Origin of the sequence: Emergencia timonensis (assembly GCF_900086585.1) — a bacterium.
GTDB classification, from domain to species: Bacteria; Bacillota; Clostridia; order Peptostreptococcales; family Anaerovoracaceae; genus Senimuribacter; species Senimuribacter timonensis.
In genome coordinates this window covers 1,412,280-1,429,927 of record NZ_FLKM01000008.1, presented here as the reverse complement: position 1 = coordinate 1,429,927, position 17,648 = coordinate 1,412,280, and the positions used below count along the sequence as shown (strand labels likewise).

At 46.2% G+C, this 17,648-nt stretch carries 12 protein-coding genes, 1 pseudogene and 1 CRISPR repeat array (1 of these 14 only partly in view); of the genes and pseudogenes, 2 read left to right on the top strand and 11 right to left on the bottom strand.

What is annotated here, in order from left to right:
* A CRISPR array of direct repeats spans positions 1-8; the repeat unit is 33 nt; it reaches 296 nt to the left of the window's first position.
* Positions 9-204: 196 nt separating this feature from the next.
* On the bottom strand, positions 205-3,243 hold the full coding sequence (locus tag BN6539_RS07865) for an AAA domain-containing protein (protein WP_067536165.1): 3,039 nt from the start codon (positions 3,241-3,243) through the stop codon (positions 205-207).
* A 287-nt stretch (positions 3,244-3,530) separates the two neighbouring features.
* Here BN6539_RS07865 and BN6539_RS07860 point away from each other — a divergent pair, with 287 nt between their 5' ends.
* Complete coding sequence (locus BN6539_RS07860) at positions 3,531-3,929, top strand: hypothetical protein (protein ID WP_067536162.1); 399 nt, start codon at positions 3,531-3,533, stop codon at positions 3,927-3,929.
* A gap of 188 nt (positions 3,930-4,117) precedes the next feature.
* Positions 4,118-4,461 (top strand): annotated as a pseudogene (locus tag BN6539_RS07855) (DNA polymerase beta superfamily protein).
* 424 nt (positions 4,462-4,885) lie between these two features.
* On the opposite strand, the gene BN6539_RS07850 reads toward BN6539_RS07855, so the two are convergent.
* The 10 genes from BN6539_RS07850 to BN6539_RS07805 all read right to left on the bottom strand — a co-directional run bounded on the left by BN6539_RS07850 (position 4,886) and on the right by BN6539_RS07805 (position 17,444).
* Positions 4,886-5,740 carry a hypothetical protein gene (locus tag BN6539_RS07850; RefSeq protein WP_067536159.1) on the bottom strand — a complete coding sequence of 285 codons (855 nt, stop codon included), beginning with the start codon at positions 5,738-5,740 and terminating at the stop codon, positions 4,886-4,888.
* A 47-nt stretch (positions 5,741-5,787) separates the two neighbouring features.
* Complete coding sequence (locus tag BN6539_RS07845) at positions 5,788-6,816, bottom strand: HNH endonuclease domain-containing protein (RefSeq protein ID WP_074038080.1); 1,029 nt, start codon at positions 6,814-6,816, stop codon at positions 5,788-5,790.
* 77 nt (positions 6,817-6,893) lie between these two features.
* A complete protein-coding gene (locus BN6539_RS07840) occupies positions 6,894-7,499 on the bottom strand; it encodes a class I SAM-dependent methyltransferase (RefSeq protein ID WP_067536157.1) in 606 nt (201 codons plus the stop codon).
* 76 nt (positions 7,500-7,575) lie between these two features.
* Positions 7,576-10,338 (bottom strand): AAA family ATPase, encoded by a 2,763-nt coding sequence (locus tag BN6539_RS07835; protein ID WP_067536154.1) that lies wholly within the window; start codon positions 10,336-10,338, stop codon positions 7,576-7,578.
* Positions 10,335-11,474 carry an exonuclease SbcCD subunit D gene (locus tag BN6539_RS07830; RefSeq protein WP_067536151.1) on the bottom strand — a complete coding sequence of 380 codons (1,140 nt, stop codon included), beginning with the start codon at positions 11,472-11,474 and terminating at the stop codon, positions 10,335-10,337. Before BN6539_RS07830 ends, BN6539_RS07835 begins: the two co-directional genes overlap by 4 nt.
* A gap of 145 nt (positions 11,475-11,619) precedes the next feature.
* On the bottom strand, positions 11,620-13,077 hold the full coding sequence (locus BN6539_RS07825; RefSeq protein WP_067536149.1) for a Na+/H+ antiporter NhaC family protein: 1,458 nt from the start codon (positions 13,075-13,077) through the stop codon (positions 11,620-11,622).
* A gap of 21 nt (positions 13,078-13,098) precedes the next feature.
* Positions 13,099-13,872 carry an HpcH/HpaI aldolase family protein gene (locus tag BN6539_RS07820; RefSeq protein WP_067536146.1) on the bottom strand — a complete coding sequence of 258 codons (774 nt, stop codon included), beginning with the start codon at positions 13,870-13,872 and terminating at the stop codon, positions 13,099-13,101.
* Positions 13,866-15,092, bottom strand: a complete 1,227-nt coding sequence (locus tag BN6539_RS07815; protein WP_067536143.1) for an aminotransferase-like domain-containing protein — start codon at positions 15,090-15,092, stop codon at positions 13,866-13,868. Before BN6539_RS07815 ends, BN6539_RS07820 begins: the two co-directional genes overlap by 7 nt.
* A gap of 648 nt (positions 15,093-15,740) precedes the next feature.
* Positions 15,741-16,631, bottom strand: coding sequence for a LysR family transcriptional regulator (locus BN6539_RS07810; protein WP_067536140.1), 891 nt, complete (start codon positions 16,629-16,631; stop codon positions 15,741-15,743).
* A 21-nt stretch (positions 16,632-16,652) separates the two neighbouring features.
* A complete protein-coding gene (locus tag BN6539_RS07805) occupies positions 16,653-17,444 on the bottom strand; it encodes an SDR family oxidoreductase (RefSeq protein ID WP_067536138.1) in 792 nt (263 codons plus the stop codon).
* Positions 17,445-17,648 lie beyond the last annotated feature (204 nt).

The following is a 17,648-nucleotide window of genomic DNA, read 5'->3' as shown; positions in this document are numbered from 1 at the left end:
AGCAAGACTGCAAAATATCTCCAATATTCTAGAAATATTTATATTTCTTAGCGCTTTTTCTCTTTTTAACAGCAAGCTAACTCCCATTATTACCCATCTATGTCATTTTACGCGCAAAGATTTTGGTGCGAAACACCTGGGGATTTCATGTTCACTTGCCTTTCGCACCAGCGTAAAACAGAACAGTTTGGTATTTTCTTTGTGTTACCGCAGTGCCTTGAAGTAGTTCTCCAATATATCCTTAATATGATTATACCTCCTTGCGTAGGAATTTTCCACCCGAATCAGTTCCATTTGGTGTGCCCGGCAGATTTCCTTCTTTTGTGCGTCGCGGCGTTTTACCACTTCATCCTCGAAATGCTCCCGTCCGTCCAGTTCAATGACCAAAACAGGCAGCTTGTGATTCTCATCGACTTTTTCGTAGACCACAAAATCGAACCGGCCGGAATAAAACAAGTCACTGCAGGTGGTATTGTCCTGAAATACATGGGCGATGCCCACCTCTTTCTCCACGACGAAACGATTGTGAGAAAGCCAGATGTTTTCCAGGGCATGATGCATATTCTGCAAAAAAGCCTCCTCTGTAGCTGTGCTGAAGGGTTTTACGCCCAGCGCCCTGGAAGCGGCAGATTTTGGCGTCACCTCTGACCTTCCATTGGTTCTCACATATTCCACCAGCTCATAAAGATCATCCTCTTCATTCCTTTGATGCAGGCGATGCAGATTCTCGAGGCTGCCCAGGACAATCAGCTTATCCTTCGCCCTGGAGGTTGCAACGTTGAGCAGTTCCTTGTTGTTCCTAAGCCACTGGTAGGTCGTCTCATGGGTAGCGCCCGTAATGGCGGTGGAGAACAAAACCACGTCCTTCTCGTCGCCCTGAAAAGAGTGGACTGTCCCGCAGACGGCATTATCAATTCCTGCCGCTTCCAGACTCTGCTGAATCATTTTCTTTTGATTGACAAAAGGCGTGATGATACCGATGGATTTTTCCGGATGAGACGCTGCATAGCGGACGATTTCCTCTGCCTCACCTGGCGCAGTGTTCTTACTGCCGCTGATTTGATCCGCCACATCAATAAATACCAAAGGTTCCTTTTCTTCACTCTTTGAGAGAATCGCAAGCTTATCATTGTAATATTTTTTGTTGTTAAACTCGATAATCTGCTGGTTGCAGCGATAATGGTTGTGGAGCAAAATTTCATCGCTGACAGAATCACAGGTCAGAAACGTTTTGTAAATAGAGTTTTTTAGGTAGTCATATTCCTCCGACACCCGGTACTTCCTTCGCAGCTTTTTGTTGGTCAGTTCATCCAGCAAAATCACAGGATTCAGCTGCTGCGGATCTCCCACCAACATCAGGTTTTCGCCTCGCAAAATCGGGATCAAAGACACCGCTACATTGCACTGGCTGGCTTCATCCATGATGGTCATGTCAAAATAGCGGCCAGGCTCGCCCAATTTGTGGGCCGAAATACAGGTGGTCGCTACAATGGGAAAGATACGCAGGAACTTCTTTAGATTTTCGCCTTCGCTGAGGTAGTGATTCAGCGCTTCCCGCTGCGTTTTTCCCGTGAGATCCAGGATGATCTCCTTCAAATCACCATACTTCGGTTCATCCAGTCTTTTGATATATTTTGCAGACGTATAATAGAGGTATTTCTTAAAGTCCTCTATGTCATCGGTCAAAAGTGCAAAGGCGTCTTCATCAGTAATGTCGCCCCGCTTCTCGATTTCTTCCTGAATCCAGCGGTGCTGCCGCTGGCGGATGTCCATCTGGAAGGGAATGAGATGAATGTTGGACTCCTGCCTTCCTTCAAAATCCAGCAGCCGGTCGATGGTCTCACTGCGTTCCCTCAGTTCCAACACATCCTCGTATCGCTTGAGCAGCTTCGCCAGTTCCCTGGCTCTCTGAGTGCGGTCGCCTTTGTTCCTGTCCAAAGTCCTATCGAAGATTTTGATGTCTTTGGTCTCAAGGTACAGCCGCTTGATGGTCTTTGCCGCTTCTTCCACCTTGTCGTTATTCCCTAGACGGACTATGGGGAAGGGGATCTCCCTGCCATTGTATTTGAGGTGGGACAGCTTTTCATAAACACCGTCAATGGGATGGTTGTTATTGGATGCAAACAAGACGGTTCGCTCATTGAAAAACGCCGTCACGATGGTGTTGATGATGGTATTGGTTTTGCCCGTTCCAGGCGGGCCCTGGATGTAGGCGAGAGGATATTTCATAGCGTTGTTAATGGCAAGAAGCTGATCCAGATTGACCCTCCGATTGAGCAGCGTAATGGGATAAGCTTTTCGTCTGACAGGCCTGTTCAGCAATCCGCCAAAGAATGCCTGCAGGGGCACCGAAATGTTCTCCTCGTGGTACATGTCGATGATAGCGCCGTATTCCTCGTGCAGATCCAGCACCAGATCCATACCGAGGCCGATCACGTAAGGCATGTCGTCTACCCCATTGATGTGACGATTGCTCTCCGTAATCCGGTCTTTGATCCGCTCCTGATTAGCATCGAAGTCCTCCAGAAGCAAATAGTCCTCCGCATCCAGGAATTGACGGATGCTTTCTTTTTCCCCATTGATCGTAAATTCCGTACAAATGGTAATATCCTCATCTGGGCGGAGCCTTTTGTTTTTGACGTCCAAATCCAGCTTGCGATAGGCGAGCACATAGAGTCCTTTTGGTGTATGCACACTGAGCACGTTCATGGCCAGCCGTTTGAGCTGAAATCTCTGCTTTGCTTTTTTGTCATCCTCCGCCTTTCGCTGAAAATGCCTGACAATCTGACGGAACTGCTCTTCACTGAGCAGATAGTCGCCGCCTGCTATGCGGTCTCGATCCAGAAATCTGATCAGTGCAAAATCCGCCTCATAAGGCGTTCTGTCCATGCGGCTGCATTCTTCCAGATAACTGAGGATTTTCAGGTTTGCAGCATGGTCAAAGAGACTTTGATACTTATGAGGATTCTCTGCGATGTCCCTGACGAGGCGTTCATTGACCGGGTAATAGGAACCATCTATCACCTGGGATGACGTGATGGCGTCTATGTGAATATGAGGAAATTGATCTATGGTATATTGGCCGATATGAAGCCCCTCTACAGAGAGCGTCTTGTTTCTGGGATTCAGATCCCTGACGGCAATCCAATATTTTGTGAGCTGACCCGCCTTGTTGCGGTATTCGATGCTGATCCACCTGCCTTCGTGGATGGCGCGGAAAATATCACGATTAATACTTGTCATAGACCCCCTCCGTCTGTTTTGATAGGTCTATTTTAATATGGTAAAAAAAATTTGTCTAGAATAGCGGAGCTGAAAATTAAAAGAAATTAAATATAACGTAATATCAATCCATCTACTATTCGTGATGCATTTTGCAAACGCAATTTAGCACAAAAACATAGCGCGCAATAATGCACATAGTAAAATCTAAGTTTTATTTTAGCATAAAGCCTATATTTTGCATAGCGTATTGACACAGGAATCACAAAAGATTATAATATGTACACAACGAAATAGGAGGAACACGCATGTCAAATATAGTTTGGGAATCTGTAGATATTAAACAATCTTCACATTCTTCAGGAGAGAAATTTGCCAGCATAGGTCAAGGACGGATTTCACTAAGTTCAGCAGCTTGTAGTCTATTGGATAACATATACTCTTACGAATGGGTTAATATATTACAAGGTAAAGACGGCAACAAGGTGGTAATGATAGGACTTAGATTTACAAAAACCAAAGAGAAAAATTCATTGCGAGCATTGAGAAGAAAGTATAAAGGACAAATCGTTGAGGGAATTAATATTAACTCGAAACCACTTATAAAAAAATTTTTTGGCGAAACTAAAGAAACCTCGACGAGCAGATATGCTGTAGAAAAAGTAAATGATAATACAATAGCAATCAATATTCTTAAAGAAATGTAATTACACTATTAAACAGCACTGACTGAAGTATCGAAAAGCAGGAATGGAACATGAATTAAATCATCAAAGAAAAGCTGCAGGAGATTGAAAGCAAAGAAAATATCAAGATTATCACAGCTGTTGAATCCAGAAGCCGCGCATAGGGTTTTGCCTCGCCCGACAATGATTATGATGTCAGGTCTATCTATGTGAAAAAAGCAGAAGACTATCTGAGCCTTGCTCCAATGAGAGATGTAATTGAATGGCAGCTTACCGAAGTTCTGGATATCAATGGCTGGAATCTACATAAAACCCTACATTTGTTGTACAAATCAACCCCTACGATCTTTGAATGGTGCGCATCGCTCATCGTCTATAGAACCAGTCCTGAATTTGAAAAGCTGAAAGACTTCTACCACACTATTTCTCAGGTAAGAAAAACCTATATCACTATTGGCACATGGCGGCGCATACTTATGACAATCATCTAAAAGCAGATCAAGTCCGATTGAAAAAAACTTTTATACCCTACGCCCATTGCTGGCAACGATAAAGTTTATGAACCTGACTGAAGCCCAATTGGAATTAGAATTGAAACTATGAGGTTGAACGTTTACTACAGCTGAAGCAGGAACTCCCCAAAGTAGATTTACCTCCAAGGATACCTTTATTTCAGAGAACCTTGAAAAAGTAAAGCAGTTAGCGTCTGAATTACCAGACAGCAATTACGACGGAGGGGGTGCTGAATCAATGCTTTCTTGGGATGATTCAATGGTGAAAGCCGATAAAGCCCTGCTTTTCTGTGTACTAAAGATGCCTGAATCTGAGCTTTGTTTAATGGTATTCCTTTTCAATTAAAAATATAATGTGGCTCCTATTACCTATTTCTTATAAAACCTAAAATTAATTTGGATAATTTAGAATTTTCCATCTATTCTTTTCATTAAATATCTAACATAAATATTATTATAACAACATTAATTTTTTATAATAATATTCTTAAATGTTTCCCTACTGACCTCCATTTTATTTAGAGATTCTAATCTATATAAATTTGTATTTAAAGTTAAAGTATCTTTAGATGTTCTCTGGCAACTGATCATATAATAATAATCCTGATATATGGAAACTCGTGCGTAATTCTTATTGTCAACTTGAATTATATCAAAAGTTCTTATATCAGCAGCTTTACTTTTTTCCATGTTATAGCCATTTATACCAGCAGCTACACATCCTAGAGTAATTAGTAGTACCCCTATTAAACGCCATGCATTATCTGATATATAACTTTTTTTAGGTTTACCTTGCGTATTTTTAGGTTTTCTAATTGGCGCGATGTAATCAAGTACCTCTCTAAACATACATCCACCTAAAGCAAAAACAATTACATTGCACATAGAGTATACTATTAGAATAATCCGCAAATAAGCTTTGCTGCTAAATAAGTAAAAATATTTAGCAGTAATAAGTGCTACTAATAAAGGTATCACACCCCAGAAAACGGCTATTGCTACTGGTCGTTTGAGACGAATTGTTAAAACTGCAAAAACAGAATATAGAATTATGATTACTCCAAGTCCAACCGTCACCATAATATTATATAAACTGATTTTTGAATCAAAGTCTATAAAAATATCATCAATATTAAAATAGTTATAATATCCTTTTTGGCATTGATATAATATAACATTAAAAATGAATTTTAAAGTCCCATATATGAAAGGGATAATTAAAACAAATTGAGCCGTGTTCTCCTTAAAAACACAGTAAATCTTTTCTAATGGAGTTCTTGGGTCATATGCTTCTACTTCTGAAACAAAAATCTTTTTCAATATTTTCTCCTTCGATTAATTCTAAGTACCTTTAATAGTATGACGCTTCACTCATACCACCAAATTCCATATCCTTGGTTGTTTGCAATCTGATACAGCGGCTCAATGGTTTGCTTCATGGCCTGCAAGAATACATCGTGTCCGATATCACTTTCGCCAATGCTGAAAATGTCTCGCTTCACGTTCAGATATTGTTCCATGACTTTTTTTGACACCTGCAGCTCCTTCGTCTTTAGAAATGCTTGGTACTGGCATTCACAGAACTTGTCCAAATAGCGTTCCTTATCAGGCAGCATACTATTTTTGCTGCTGTTGATATTCTTAAACATCGGGTAGAGATTCCATATCTCATTATGTAAGACAAAACTCCAAGGAATGAAATGATCTACGCTAAAACTGCCAAACTGCTCAAAATTCTCTTCTGTGAACTCTTTGTCCGTATAAAGATCAAAAAGTTTCATCTTTGTCTGAATGGATTTCCAAAACTTTGTCGCCTCTGATAGATTACGATCTTTTGACGTCGGCGGAAAAAGTTTAAATGGAATGGCTGGAACATTAGGATTACGCTGCTGGATATATTTAATCAGTTTATAGTTGAGCCATCCTTCCACTACTATCGCGTTTGTTTTCAAATACTGTTCCCACTTTGGCGAAATAGTCAGAATCCCATCAATTCGATTCATCACATAAAGCGCGTTATTTCGATCGTTTTGATTATGTTCCTCAATAATCCGATTAATTCTGCTATCGCGAAATGTCAAATCTCTCTTACGCTCAAATTCAATTTCTCTCTGATAGAACGGTCTGATCAATCTATAGGGAACAAAATTAGTGAAATCTTTGACCATCTGCAGCAGCTTCTTGTCTGTAGTCGTGCAGACAAATTCAACAATCCTATTCGCCTTTTCTTCTCTTGGGATATGCAGTTCCTCTTGCATGTAATGTATGGCATCTGCCAGCTTATCCGAAAATCCTAAGCTGAGATGATAAAATACAACTGGATACCACGCCTCTGCTATCATGCGGGCAACGATTCTTCTGTACTCCAAAGTTGTATTGCCTTTTTGAATTTCCATAAAAATCCCCTTAAACCAAAACAACTTATAACTAGACGCAAAGTTGTCCAACATGCTCTCCAGATACCCTGATTCGACTATCTCTGATTTTGGAAGTCTTTGATTAAAATCATGTTCAGCCATTTTTCCTCACCTTTTTCTAGACGTGTATCACCTGTAGTCCATAAACATTCAATATGAAACTTCCCATTATTACCAATCAGTTCCCTGCATCTCTCCTCGTTCAGATCTGTGAAGTATCTGCCGTTCCGCTCCCCTTCAAACTCTCCGTATTTAAAAGAAGCATAAAAAATTCCATGCTCATTCAACGCTCTCGCAATTTTGTCCAACATCGGGGATAACTGACTATAGGGCAAATGCAACAGGGACGCACAAGCCCAAATCCCATCGTATTTATTTATGCAGGCCAATTCGTCAAAGAGCATCCGCTTTACTTGAATTCCTGTATATGACGACGCTCGAATCACTAATTCGACAGAACCATCCACCGCATCCACATCAAAGCCTTCATCCAAAAAATACTTCGTATCTCTGCCTGAACCGCACCCTAAATCCAGGATTCTATCACCAGGATTTAGGTAGGATAAAAATTGATCTTGAATTTCACTAAGGTCTACCGTCGTTGTCGAACTTAAAAATGCATCAACATTTTCATTATAGTAAGTTAAAGTTGGATTATTCATTGTCTCCAGTTACTCCAGTTATCGCGTCTTCTTACATTTATTTTATCACAAATTTCAAACAATTTACAGCCTTCAATTACGCTTCCACTCTGATTTCCGCCCGGCTGCCTCCTGCTCTGTCCTTCGTCACCACGATCTGCTTTTCGATTCTTTCTTTCAGTTCGCCCACATGGGAGATGATGCCCACCAGCTTGTTCCCTTCGGACAGACCGGAAAGTACCTTGATGGCCTGCTGCAGAGATTCATCGTCCAGGGAACCGAAACCCTCGTCCACGAACATGGTGTCCAGGCGGATACCCCCTGCCGAGGACTGGATTTCGTCAGAAAGACCCAGAGCCAGACATAGGGAGGCTTTGAAGGATTCACCGCCGGACAGGGTGCGCACGCTGCGCTGTGACCCGTTATAGTGGTCGATGACATCCAGTTCCAGACCGCTCTGGCTGCGGTTGTTCTCTGCCTCATTGCGTCGTTTCAGCTCGTACTGCCCATCGCTCATGACCATCAGCCGCCTGTTGGCGCGCTGAATGACCAAATCGAAGTACCGCATCTGCACGTAGGTTTCCAGCATAATTTTCTCTTTGCCGCCGAGATTGCCGTTTGCAGTATTGGAAAGAACCTTGGCCCAGCCCCATTCTTCTGAGACCTCTGTCAAGTTTTCTGCCTGCCTGCGGATTTTCTCAAGGGCTGCTCTGTTAGACCCAATCCGCGCCGAGATTGCCGTAAAAGACTCGCTCAAGGCTTTTTTCTCTTCTGTCAGTTCAGCCTGCCTGCGTCGCATGACGCCGACGTCGTACTCCGGCGCCGCTTCCAGCTGCCCAGAAAGACTTTCCACCCGTCCCTGCAGAGTGCTTACTTCCTCTTTGCAGGCGGTGTAGCCATCCCTTGCCTTCTCCAAGGTTTTCTGTATCGCATCCGCCTCTGACTGCAGTTTCTTAATCTGCCTCTCTGCCTGAGCCTTGCTCTCATATTTCAGCCTGCCCGCCACAGAAGCCAAAGTCTTCTCGCTCTCCTTGTTTTCACCTTCTAAGGCCGCCGACTGTTGATCCAGGCTCGCCAGTGTCTCCTGCCGTTTTTGAAGCTCTGTCTCCAGTTTTGGGATCTGCGCCTCCAGCCTTGCTTTCTGCTGCAATTTTTCCTGTTCCAGTCGCAAAAGCTCTTTCAAATCGCCAATCTGCGATTTAATTTCCTTCACTTCACCTGCGATTTTCATACCGAGTTCTGCAAAGACCACCTCGTCAAAGAGCTCCGCGCCTTTCTTCTTGAGTTCCTCTTCTTTCGCAGTGACCTTGCCCCCAAGGGTACTGGCCTCTGCACTACAAGAAGCGGCATCAGCCTGTGCCGTTTCACTCTTCTTCTTTGCCTTTTCCAAATCGGATTCAGAAGGTGCATCAGCCGTCTTCTCCGCAGGGGACGGGTGTTCCGTCGCACCGCATACCGGGCACGGCATGCCTGCATCCAGAGCCAGCGCCAAAATCCCGGCTTGTTCATCGAGGAATGCCCTGTTCATCTGCTGATACTTCTGCTGCAGTTTCTCCGCCTTTGCTGCAGCGGCCAGATACTTCTGCTGCTCCTCTTCCCATCGCTTCGAAAGGCTTTCCCATTCTTTCAATGCGCCGCCCAAGGCTTCTACGGCGTGCAGCCGGCTTTCTGCCTGCTGCAGCCTGCCTTCCAAAACCGCTTCTTCTCTGCCCGCATCCTTGATTGCTTCCATTTTTTCCTTTGCATCGTTTAACAACAATGCGCATTTATCCTGCAGATTCTTCTGTTCCTCTCTCTGGTCCAATGCCGCCTTAAGCGCATCTCTCCTGGCATCCAGCTCTTTTCGCACCTGGTCAAGCTCATTGTATCGGGGCAATTCATTCTCCGCCAAAGCGATCTGCTGGCGCAGAGCGGACTGCTCCGGCTCCCGCTTCTGCTCTGCCTCGTACTCTGCCAAAAGAAGCTGCAGTCTCTCCTTCTTTTCCCCCAAAGCGGAACTCGCCTCTTGCAGGGCGGCCTTAATCCGTTCCACTTCTTCTGCCTTTCCCAGATCCACATTGACCTGGGTAAGCCGCTTTTCAATTTTGGCGATATCGCCCTCGATTTTATCTTGCTCTGCCTGGTCACTGGCAATTACATCGTCAACTTTTCCAATCAAATCAGCTAACAATATATCGGATTCTTTTGCATTTTTCAGCAATTCTTCGTTTCCTTCAATCTCCAGTCCGTCGATGTACTGGCCGATGCTGTTTTTTATCTCCTCAAGCCGCTGTGACAGCTTTCCTGATTCCGATTTGAGGCGATCCTGCAGTTCCTGGAACAACTCCGTCTTGAAAATCTTGCGAAAAATCTTCTTCCGATCTTCTGTGGGCGCCAAAAGAAGTTTCAAAAATTCCCCCTGGGCGATCATGGCGATCTGGGTAAATTGATTTCGGTTTACACCCAGTATCGACTCCACTGCTGCCGTCACATCCTTGCTCTTGGTCACAATATTGCCGTCCGGATATGTTAACTGAGCATCTGCCTTCTGGGTGACTATACCGCCTCCCCGCTTTGACGGTCGCTGGTATTCCGGATTTCTGCGTACCGTATATTCCTTGCCGCCATAGGCAAAGATCAATTCCACCTCCGTCGGCACGTCGTCTGCCGCGTATTTCGACCTCAGCATGTCGCTCCTGCGAGTGTCTCCGCTGGTTTCCCCATAGAGGGCAAAGGTGATGGCATCAAAAATCGTGGTCTTTCCCGCTCCGGTATCCCCGGTCACCAGGTAGATCCCCTTTGTCCCCAGCTTGTCCAAGTCCAGGACCTGCCGTCCGGCATAAGGCCCGAAGGCCGAAATCGTCAGTTTTGTCGGTCTCATCGCTGCTCCTCCCAAATATCTTCAACTATCCCTTCCAGGAAATCCTGCTGCACCTGGCTCATAGGCTGTTTATTCTGTTTCTCATAGAGTTCTGCAAACAGTTCTATGGGGGATTTCTGCTCTGCCCGATCTGTCCCGTCCAATTTCCCATTGGTGCGGGTTCGTTCATTATCGTAATCCAGCTTCATGATATTGGAATAGATGGCCCGCAGTTTCCCCAGCGCATCGGGAATATCCTCTTCATCGGTCAAGGTAATGTGCATATAGGATTCCTGATAATCCGTTTCCTCATAGAAACGCTTTAATGTCACCTCTTCATACGTGCCTTTGATCTCGTGCATGTCCCTAAGCGGCACAAGGGGAAGTGTCTCTACCGACACCTGTCCTTTCTCACCTAATTCAACCAAAGTCACCGACTTCTCGTGATCTGCCTCAGAAAAAGAATACTTCAGCGGTGTCCCGCAGTAACGAATCGTCTCCCTGGTCACGCTCTGTGCTCTGTGAAGGTGCCCCAAAGCCACATAATCAAAGGCTTCAAAGACGGAGGCATCTACATTGTCAGCCCCGCCTACGGAAATCTCCTCTGATTCACTGCGCACTGCACCTGTTACAAATTGATGGGTGATCAAAATGTTCCGCCTGCCCAAATCTAAATCTAAATACTCTATCGCTACTCTCATCGCATCGGTATAGCTGCCAATTTCCTCATCAGGGAAAAAACGGCGCACGTGAGCCGGCTTCAGAAATGGCAGCAGATAGACATCGATTTTGCCATAGCCGTCCTCCAAGGTCACAGGTTTTACTGACCCATCATAAACAGGCGACAGATAGACGCCGCTGCTGATCATGAGCCGGCTGCCAAAGGCGACTCGCTCCGCGCTGTCGTGATTGCCGCTGATGATGAACACCGGCAGGCCTTGCTCTGCCAGATCAACGAGAAAATCGTCAAAGAGCTGCACTGCCTCTGTAGGTGGCACGGATTTGTCGTAGACGTCTCCTGCGATGAGCACCCCGTCCGGCTTCTCCCTGTCTGCAATCTCTGCAATCTGATTTAAAATATATTGCTGATCTTCGATCATGGAAAACTCGTTGACTCGCTTCCCCAGGTGAAGATCAGATAAATGCATGAATTTCATGGTTTCTCCCTTTATCTTTCTAATGATTTCTTCTTTTCATCTTACCACAGATTGAGGTATTTTAGCAGCAAAAAGAAAAAGACACTGTCCAATTACTGTCTTATAACTGTCGGACAATGCCTTTCACTTATTTTACTAACGAGGGTTATGCAGCTTTTTTACTTCTTCTCTTCACAATTTCCCCGTTCTCTCCTTCAAATTCTCTCCCCCAGCCGGTGAACATGGTAACGAAGAATACCAGAGGGAACATCATGCAGTAGAACATGCCGCCAGGCAGTGACATCGGGCTGACTGGATCGATAAAGCTATATTGCTCAACTACGCCGCTGACACCGCCCAAAGTCAAGATAACGAATACGCTGGAAAATGGATTCATAGTCGGCAGGGTCGATGAGAAGCAGGCCAACAGATTCGCACGTCTATAAGGATGTAAGCCTGCGCCTTTGCCCACTTCGTTGGCAATGGGTCCGTACATCAAGCAAGAAGGGCCGTTCATGGATCCCAGCATCAGACTGGTCAGCGCCGTGCCCAGTGCGATCATCAGATCTGCACCCAGCGGGCTTTTGCCGGCTTTGCTGTTTGTCAGCTTGGTGACTATGGAATCCATCATGCCGCAGCTCTTGAGAATGCCGATCATCGCCACGATCATGTATACCGCCAGAACCGTTCCGATCATATTGTTGATGCCGTCGATGATAAAGCCGCTCATAGCGCCGTCCTCCACCATCAATATGTCCGACGGATGCATGATGCCAGAAACCAGGCCCACAATCGTGCCAGTGACAATGCCGATAGTAGCCGCCAGGAAAATACTCTTTGTCTTAAAAGCAACCAACAGCAGAACGATCATCGGAATGAGCATCAAGAGCCCCTTCGGATCGGAATACTGGGTCAGCAATGCTTTGCTCTCTGCCGTCATCTCTCCGCCGCCTCCGAATACGAAGAACAGCACGATGGACAGGGCTGCCGCGATGAGGGAATATTTGATCCTGGCTTTCACCACACCGCCAATATCCGGCCTGCTGCCGCCCCTGAACTCCTGGGTCTGTGACGATGCGATAGTGACGTCAGATACCGGACCGATGGAGTCCCCAAACAGCGCGCCGCTCATAATCGCGCCGATCAAAACGTTCATGTTGGCTCCCATAATGGCAGCGACAGGCATCAAGATGGGAACCATGGTCAAAATCGTACCGATGGACGTTCCCGTGGATGTTGCGATGATGGCAGTAACGATAAAGGCAAATACGCAGATGGTGCTGCCGCTGACGTTGAGGGAGTCGCCGATCCAGACAAAGCCTTCAGCGATATGCCCTCTCGTCATCATCTTGCCGAAGATGCCGACTACCAGCAGGATCAGCGCGAGGACATTGCCAAGTTCGTCAGCCATACCGCCGATGGCTGCGTCCCAAAAAGATATAATATTTTTAGCAAAGAAGCTGCCGATGATCAGTGCCACCAGTCCCCCCAGCGCCAGCGCCAAGGTGTCGTAAACGCCCGCAAATCCAAAGAAGTAGACTGCGAAGGCAATCATGACGACCAGGGGAATCAAACTCATTCCTTTACTGCCCCTGAATACGAGAGGATATTTTTTCTCTTCCATTTTTTCCTCCTTTCCCATCCGCTAGCCGCGGATTTTGTTCACGAAGGACCGGTACGCCTCCGTGATGACTACCGAGTCGATGCTGTTTGCTACTGCGTCAAAGCCAGCGTCCAGGTATCTCCTGGATTCCTCGGCGTTGTTGGTAAAGATAAAGCACGGCTTTCCAGCGTCCTTGCAGGCCTCCAAAATGCGACCCACCGCCGCCTTGAACTCCGGTTTGTCAAACTTAGCGGGAATCCCCATGGTGATAGACAGGTCAAAAGGTCCGATGAAGATGCCATCCACACCGTCTATAGCGACGACCTCCTCGATGGATTCCAGGCACTCAACAGTTTCACACTGAGGCAGCACCAAAACCTTTTCGTTGCTGTTTGCCATGTACTCTTCCAGCGTCCCCGCTGCCCATGGCTCATTGCCGAACCCACAGCCACGGCTTTTGATGAAGCCTCTGTTTCCGATAGGGGCAAACTTTGCCAGGTCGACCAGCTTCTTGATGTCTTCGATATCCCGAAGGCACGGAACAATCAGACCGCCCGCGCCATTGTCCACGGCTCTTTGGATTTCCTTGTGGGTCACATCCGCGATGCGAACCAGGGGCGTGATACCGCCGTTTTCAGCAGCTTTGATCAGGTCGCTCATGGGCTGGGTGTCAAAAACGCCATGTTCCGTGTCGATGATGACGTAATCCAGCCCCGTATAGCCCAGGCACTCCATCACCGCCACGTTGCTCATACAGAAAAATGTACCGATGACCTGTTCGCCCTTCTCAAACTTTTCTCTCAAACGATTTAACATGATGTGCCTCCCTGCTCTAATTTCTCTTTGAAAAAATTGCCCAGTTTTTCAAGATTCTCGGTGATAACCTGCTCGGGCTGCCCGCTGAAGTTCATTCTCATGCAGTTGCTGCCCGCACCTTCCGGATTTCCTTCACTGAAGAAGATGGAGCCGTCTCCGTAACAGACGTTGAGCTTCTCTGCCACTTCCGGCGCCAGTTTTCCTGTATCCAGTTCCTTCGGCAGTTCCACCCATACATAATACCCGCCGTCAGGATAGGTATGTTTTGTCCCTTCCGGAAAGTAAGCGTCTAAAGCTTTTACCATAGCATCTCTTCTGCTTCTATACAAATTTTTCAAATTTTCCAGGTGCTGCGGATAATGCCCCTGTTTAAAGAATTCGCCGGCGATGGTCTGGGTCATAGTATTGGTGCAGGTGTCCGTGCCCAGCTTGATGTTGCAGAGTTTATCCATAAATTCGTCACTTGCCACCATGAAACCCAGCCGGCTGCCCGGTGAGAAAATCTTGGAAAAGCTGCCTGCGAAGATGGTGTTTCCGGTCTGGTCAAAGGCTTTGATTGGAATCAGTTCCTCACCGCTGTATCTGATTTCTCTGTAAGGGTCATCTTCCAAAATGATGATGTCATATCTGCTGCCCAGTTCCGCCAGCTGTTTTCTCCTCTCCTGTGCGAGGGTAACACCTGTCGGGTTCTGGAAAGTCGGCACGGTATAGATCATCTTCGGGTGGTATTTCTTGATTTTCGCTTCTACGTCAGCGATGACCAGTCCGTCATCATCCATTTCGCATGGCACCAGATTCGCCTGAAACATCTTGTAAATCATGCTGGTGTGCACAAAGGTAGGCGTCTCCACTAAAATGGTATCGCCGGGGTCGATGAACAGCTGGCACAGCATATTGATCGGCTGGATACCGCCCGCCGTAATCATGATGTTGTCGATATCCACATCAAGGCCGCGGGGCTTTAGGAGAATATCTCGCACAGCTTCTCTTAAGGCGACTACGCCCATGGTCGTTCCATAAACCACTGATCCGAACCCTCTGGCGTCCGGCTGGAACACTTCCTTGGCAATGTCGCCGATGATTTTAAAGGGGTAAGCTTCTTTTGCCGGTGCGCCGCCGGCAAAAGAAATGATGTCAGGCGAGACTAAAGACTCCGTCAAAACCTTTAAATTCTTCACCTCATTTGCCATCACAGAAACTCTTTTTGAAAATTCACTCATAATCATAACCTCCTTGTGTTTTTAGTCCAATTATCTGAATCTTCTGTCGCTATCATTATTATAAGCGCATTTCTTCTTGTAGAAAAGCGCATTTATAACCATGTAAACATGAGTAATTACTCATCTATTGGCTCTGACATAGCACTCTAGCGTGCATCAGTTACGCATTTGCAGGCACTCTGCCGCGGGCTGCTTAACAAAACTGCGCAAACCAGCTTAATCTGCGTAACTCACCCTTGCACAGGCTAGGGCTGTTACGCATTTGCAGGCACTCTGCCACGGGCTGCTTAACAAAACTCTCCAAATCAGCCCAATCTGCGTAACTGGCATTAGCACAGGCTGGGGCTGTTACGCATTTGCAGGCACTCTGCCGCGGGCTGCTTAACAAAACTCTCCAAATCAGCCCAATCTGCGTAACTCACCCTTGCCCAGGCGGCTGCAGTTACGCAAAACCGCCTTTGACCGGGCAGTCTCCGTAACCGAAAGAGCGATTTTATCCAATCTTGCGTAACGCACCCTTGCAAATCGCCAGCAGCCAGATACATCAAGAAATCATGCTAAGTTGAGTAAATTCTCATGCATTGGCCTTTTGAGGACAAAAAAACTGCCTCAGCGGCTTAAACTGAAGCAGTTTTTTGTAATACAATTCTATACGTTCATCAATTGTGACTCAGACATATATCTGATAATGCGGTCTCTGAACAGGCTGGCAGCAGGAGAAATAAAATCGGGGAAGACGGTCACTAGGCCAATGATACGCATGTAAGCAGGTTCGATGGGCCACACGCTCACGTCTCTCGGGTTACAGTGAAAGGTCATCAGCGGTGCAATACAGAAGCCGAAGCCTTTCTCCACATAGGCGTGGCAAGTCGCATCTACTTCGATTCTAAAATCAGCTTTGACAGGCAGTTTGTTCTGTCGTAAAAACTTAATCATTTCCGTATCATATCCTTCTGACTGCAGAATCAGAGGCTTTCCTCTCAAATCTTCCGCCGTAATACTCTTGCCGTTGATCGGCGTATACTCCTTCGGTGTCAGGCAGACCAGGGGCGTCTTGTGCAGCGGAAAAAACAGAGTATTACTGTCTATCATGTCTTTTGAGACAAAGGCCAGATCCACTTCTCCCGCCTGAATCATGCGCTGGATATTCTTATCCCCTGCCTGTCTTACAATCACTCTGATACCGGGATACTCCTTCTGAAATTCCTTCAAAATCTCCGGAATCCAGGACAGGGTTGCGCTGTTGAATGCTGCCACCTTCACCTGTCCTTTGCTGATATTGCCCAGGTTGGCGATTTCCTGGTCCAAAGACTCCATACATGCGAGCAGGTTGCGCACATAGGGCATCATCAGCTTTCCGTTTGTGGTCAGTTCCACGTTGTTTCTATTTCGAACAAAGAGGAAATAGCCGTACTCCGCTTCCAGTTTCGCGATGGTGTGGCTCACCGCTGATTGTGTAACGTTCAATATGCGGGCAGCTTTTACAAAGCTTTTCTGTTCTGCTACCGTAATAAATACATACCATGGGTAAAGCGTCATACCCTGCTCCTTTCGTAATCATCAGCCGTAGATTTTTCCCAGCAGATACAGCATCAGGTTTGTCGGCAATATGCGGCACAAAAATCCGAGAAATTCGTTAGATATGCCTACAATCTTATGAGAGGGCAGATGTTTTCTTCTAAGCAGTTTACACGCCGTCTCTGCTACTTGATCAGGTGACATGCCGTTTCGTTCTGACTTTTCCATCTTCCCTACTGATGCGCTGATTCTGCCGCCATAGACGGCGTCGCCCTCTGCGGTTTTTCGGCGGTTATCTGTGAATTCTGTCCTTACGTCGTTGAGCATCAAAGTGCAGGTCTCTACCCCAAAGGGTTGCAGTTCAAGTCCCAGCGCATCGCTGAAAGCGTTGACCGCAGCTTTGCTGGCCGAATAAAAGCTTTGAAAAGGCAGAGGGAAAATGGCCGCCAGCGACGAAATGAAGAGTATTCTGCCAGCTCTCTGCTCACGCATCAAAGGCACGGCCTGCAATGCACAGCAGACTGTGCCCACAAAGTTGACTTCCATCTGACGTGTATAATCTTCTGCCGAGGTAAATTCCGCCGCTCCCGAAATGCCGATTCCCGCATTGCAGACCAGCAGATCCACTCGCCCTGCCTCCTCCATGATCTGGGCAAAGGCGCTCTCTACGCTCTCCTTCTGCGTCACATCGCAGGTCAGCCATCTTACTCCCTCCAAGCTGCCAGCCTTTCGCGAAAGCCCGTAGACGATATAACCTTCTGCAAGCAAAAACTTTGCAACAGCAAAACCGATACCTTTAGACGCCCCTGTCACAACTGCAAATTTTTGTTTCATTTTATCCCCCTATTTTTTACTTTTCTGCTCATCTCTGCAATGCATCTCTTTCTTCAAAATCACACGAAGTAATTGCATAAATTATTTATATCATCCATCATCGTCGACAATATGATATCCACGATAATACTGATTAGCTGATAACATTATATCACTTCTCTCACTTCTGTAACCATGTTTTTCATAAACTATGTTCCAAACAGG

What these genes read in the sequence shown, in the direction of transcription:
- BN6539_RS07865 (WP_067536165.1), bottom strand. Translation starts at nt 3,243, where the DNA reads ATGACAAGTATTAATCGTGATATTTTCCGCGCCATCCACGAAGGCAGG.
- BN6539_RS07860 (WP_067536162.1), top strand. Translation starts at nt 3,531, where the DNA reads ATGTCAAATATAGTTTGGGAATCTGTAGATATTAAACAATCTTCACAT.
- BN6539_RS07845 (WP_074038080.1), bottom strand. Translation starts at nt 6,816, where the DNA reads ATGGAAATTCAAAAAGGCAATACAACTTTGGAGTACAGAAGAATCGTT.
- BN6539_RS07840 (WP_067536157.1), bottom strand. Translation starts at nt 7,499, where the DNA reads ATGAATAATCCAACTTTAACTTACTATAATGAAAATGTTGATGCATTT.
- BN6539_RS07835 (WP_067536154.1), bottom strand. Translation starts at nt 10,338, where the DNA reads ATGAGACCGACAAAACTGACGATTTCGGCCTTCGGGCCTTATGCCGGA.
- BN6539_RS07830 (WP_067536151.1), bottom strand. Translation starts at nt 11,474, where the DNA reads ATGAAATTCATGCATTTATCTGATCTTCACCTGGGGAAGCGAGTCAAC.
- BN6539_RS07825 (WP_067536149.1), bottom strand. Translation starts at nt 13,077, where the DNA reads ATGGAAGAGAAAAAATATCCTCTCGTATTCAGGGGCAGTAAAGGAATG.
- BN6539_RS07820 (WP_067536146.1), bottom strand. Translation starts at nt 13,872, where the DNA reads ATGTTAAATCGTTTGAGAGAAAAGTTTGAGAAGGGCGAACAGGTCATC.
- BN6539_RS07815 (WP_067536143.1), bottom strand. Translation starts at nt 15,092, where the DNA reads ATGAGTGAATTTTCAAAAAGAGTTTCTGTGATGGCAAATGAGGTGAAG.
- BN6539_RS07810 (WP_067536140.1), bottom strand. Translation starts at nt 16,631, where the DNA reads ATGACGCTTTACCCATGGTATGTATTTATTACGGTAGCAGAACAGAAA.
- BN6539_RS07805 (WP_067536138.1), bottom strand. Translation starts at nt 17,444, where the DNA reads ATGAAACAAAAATTTGCAGTTGTGACAGGGGCGTCTAAAGGTATCGGT.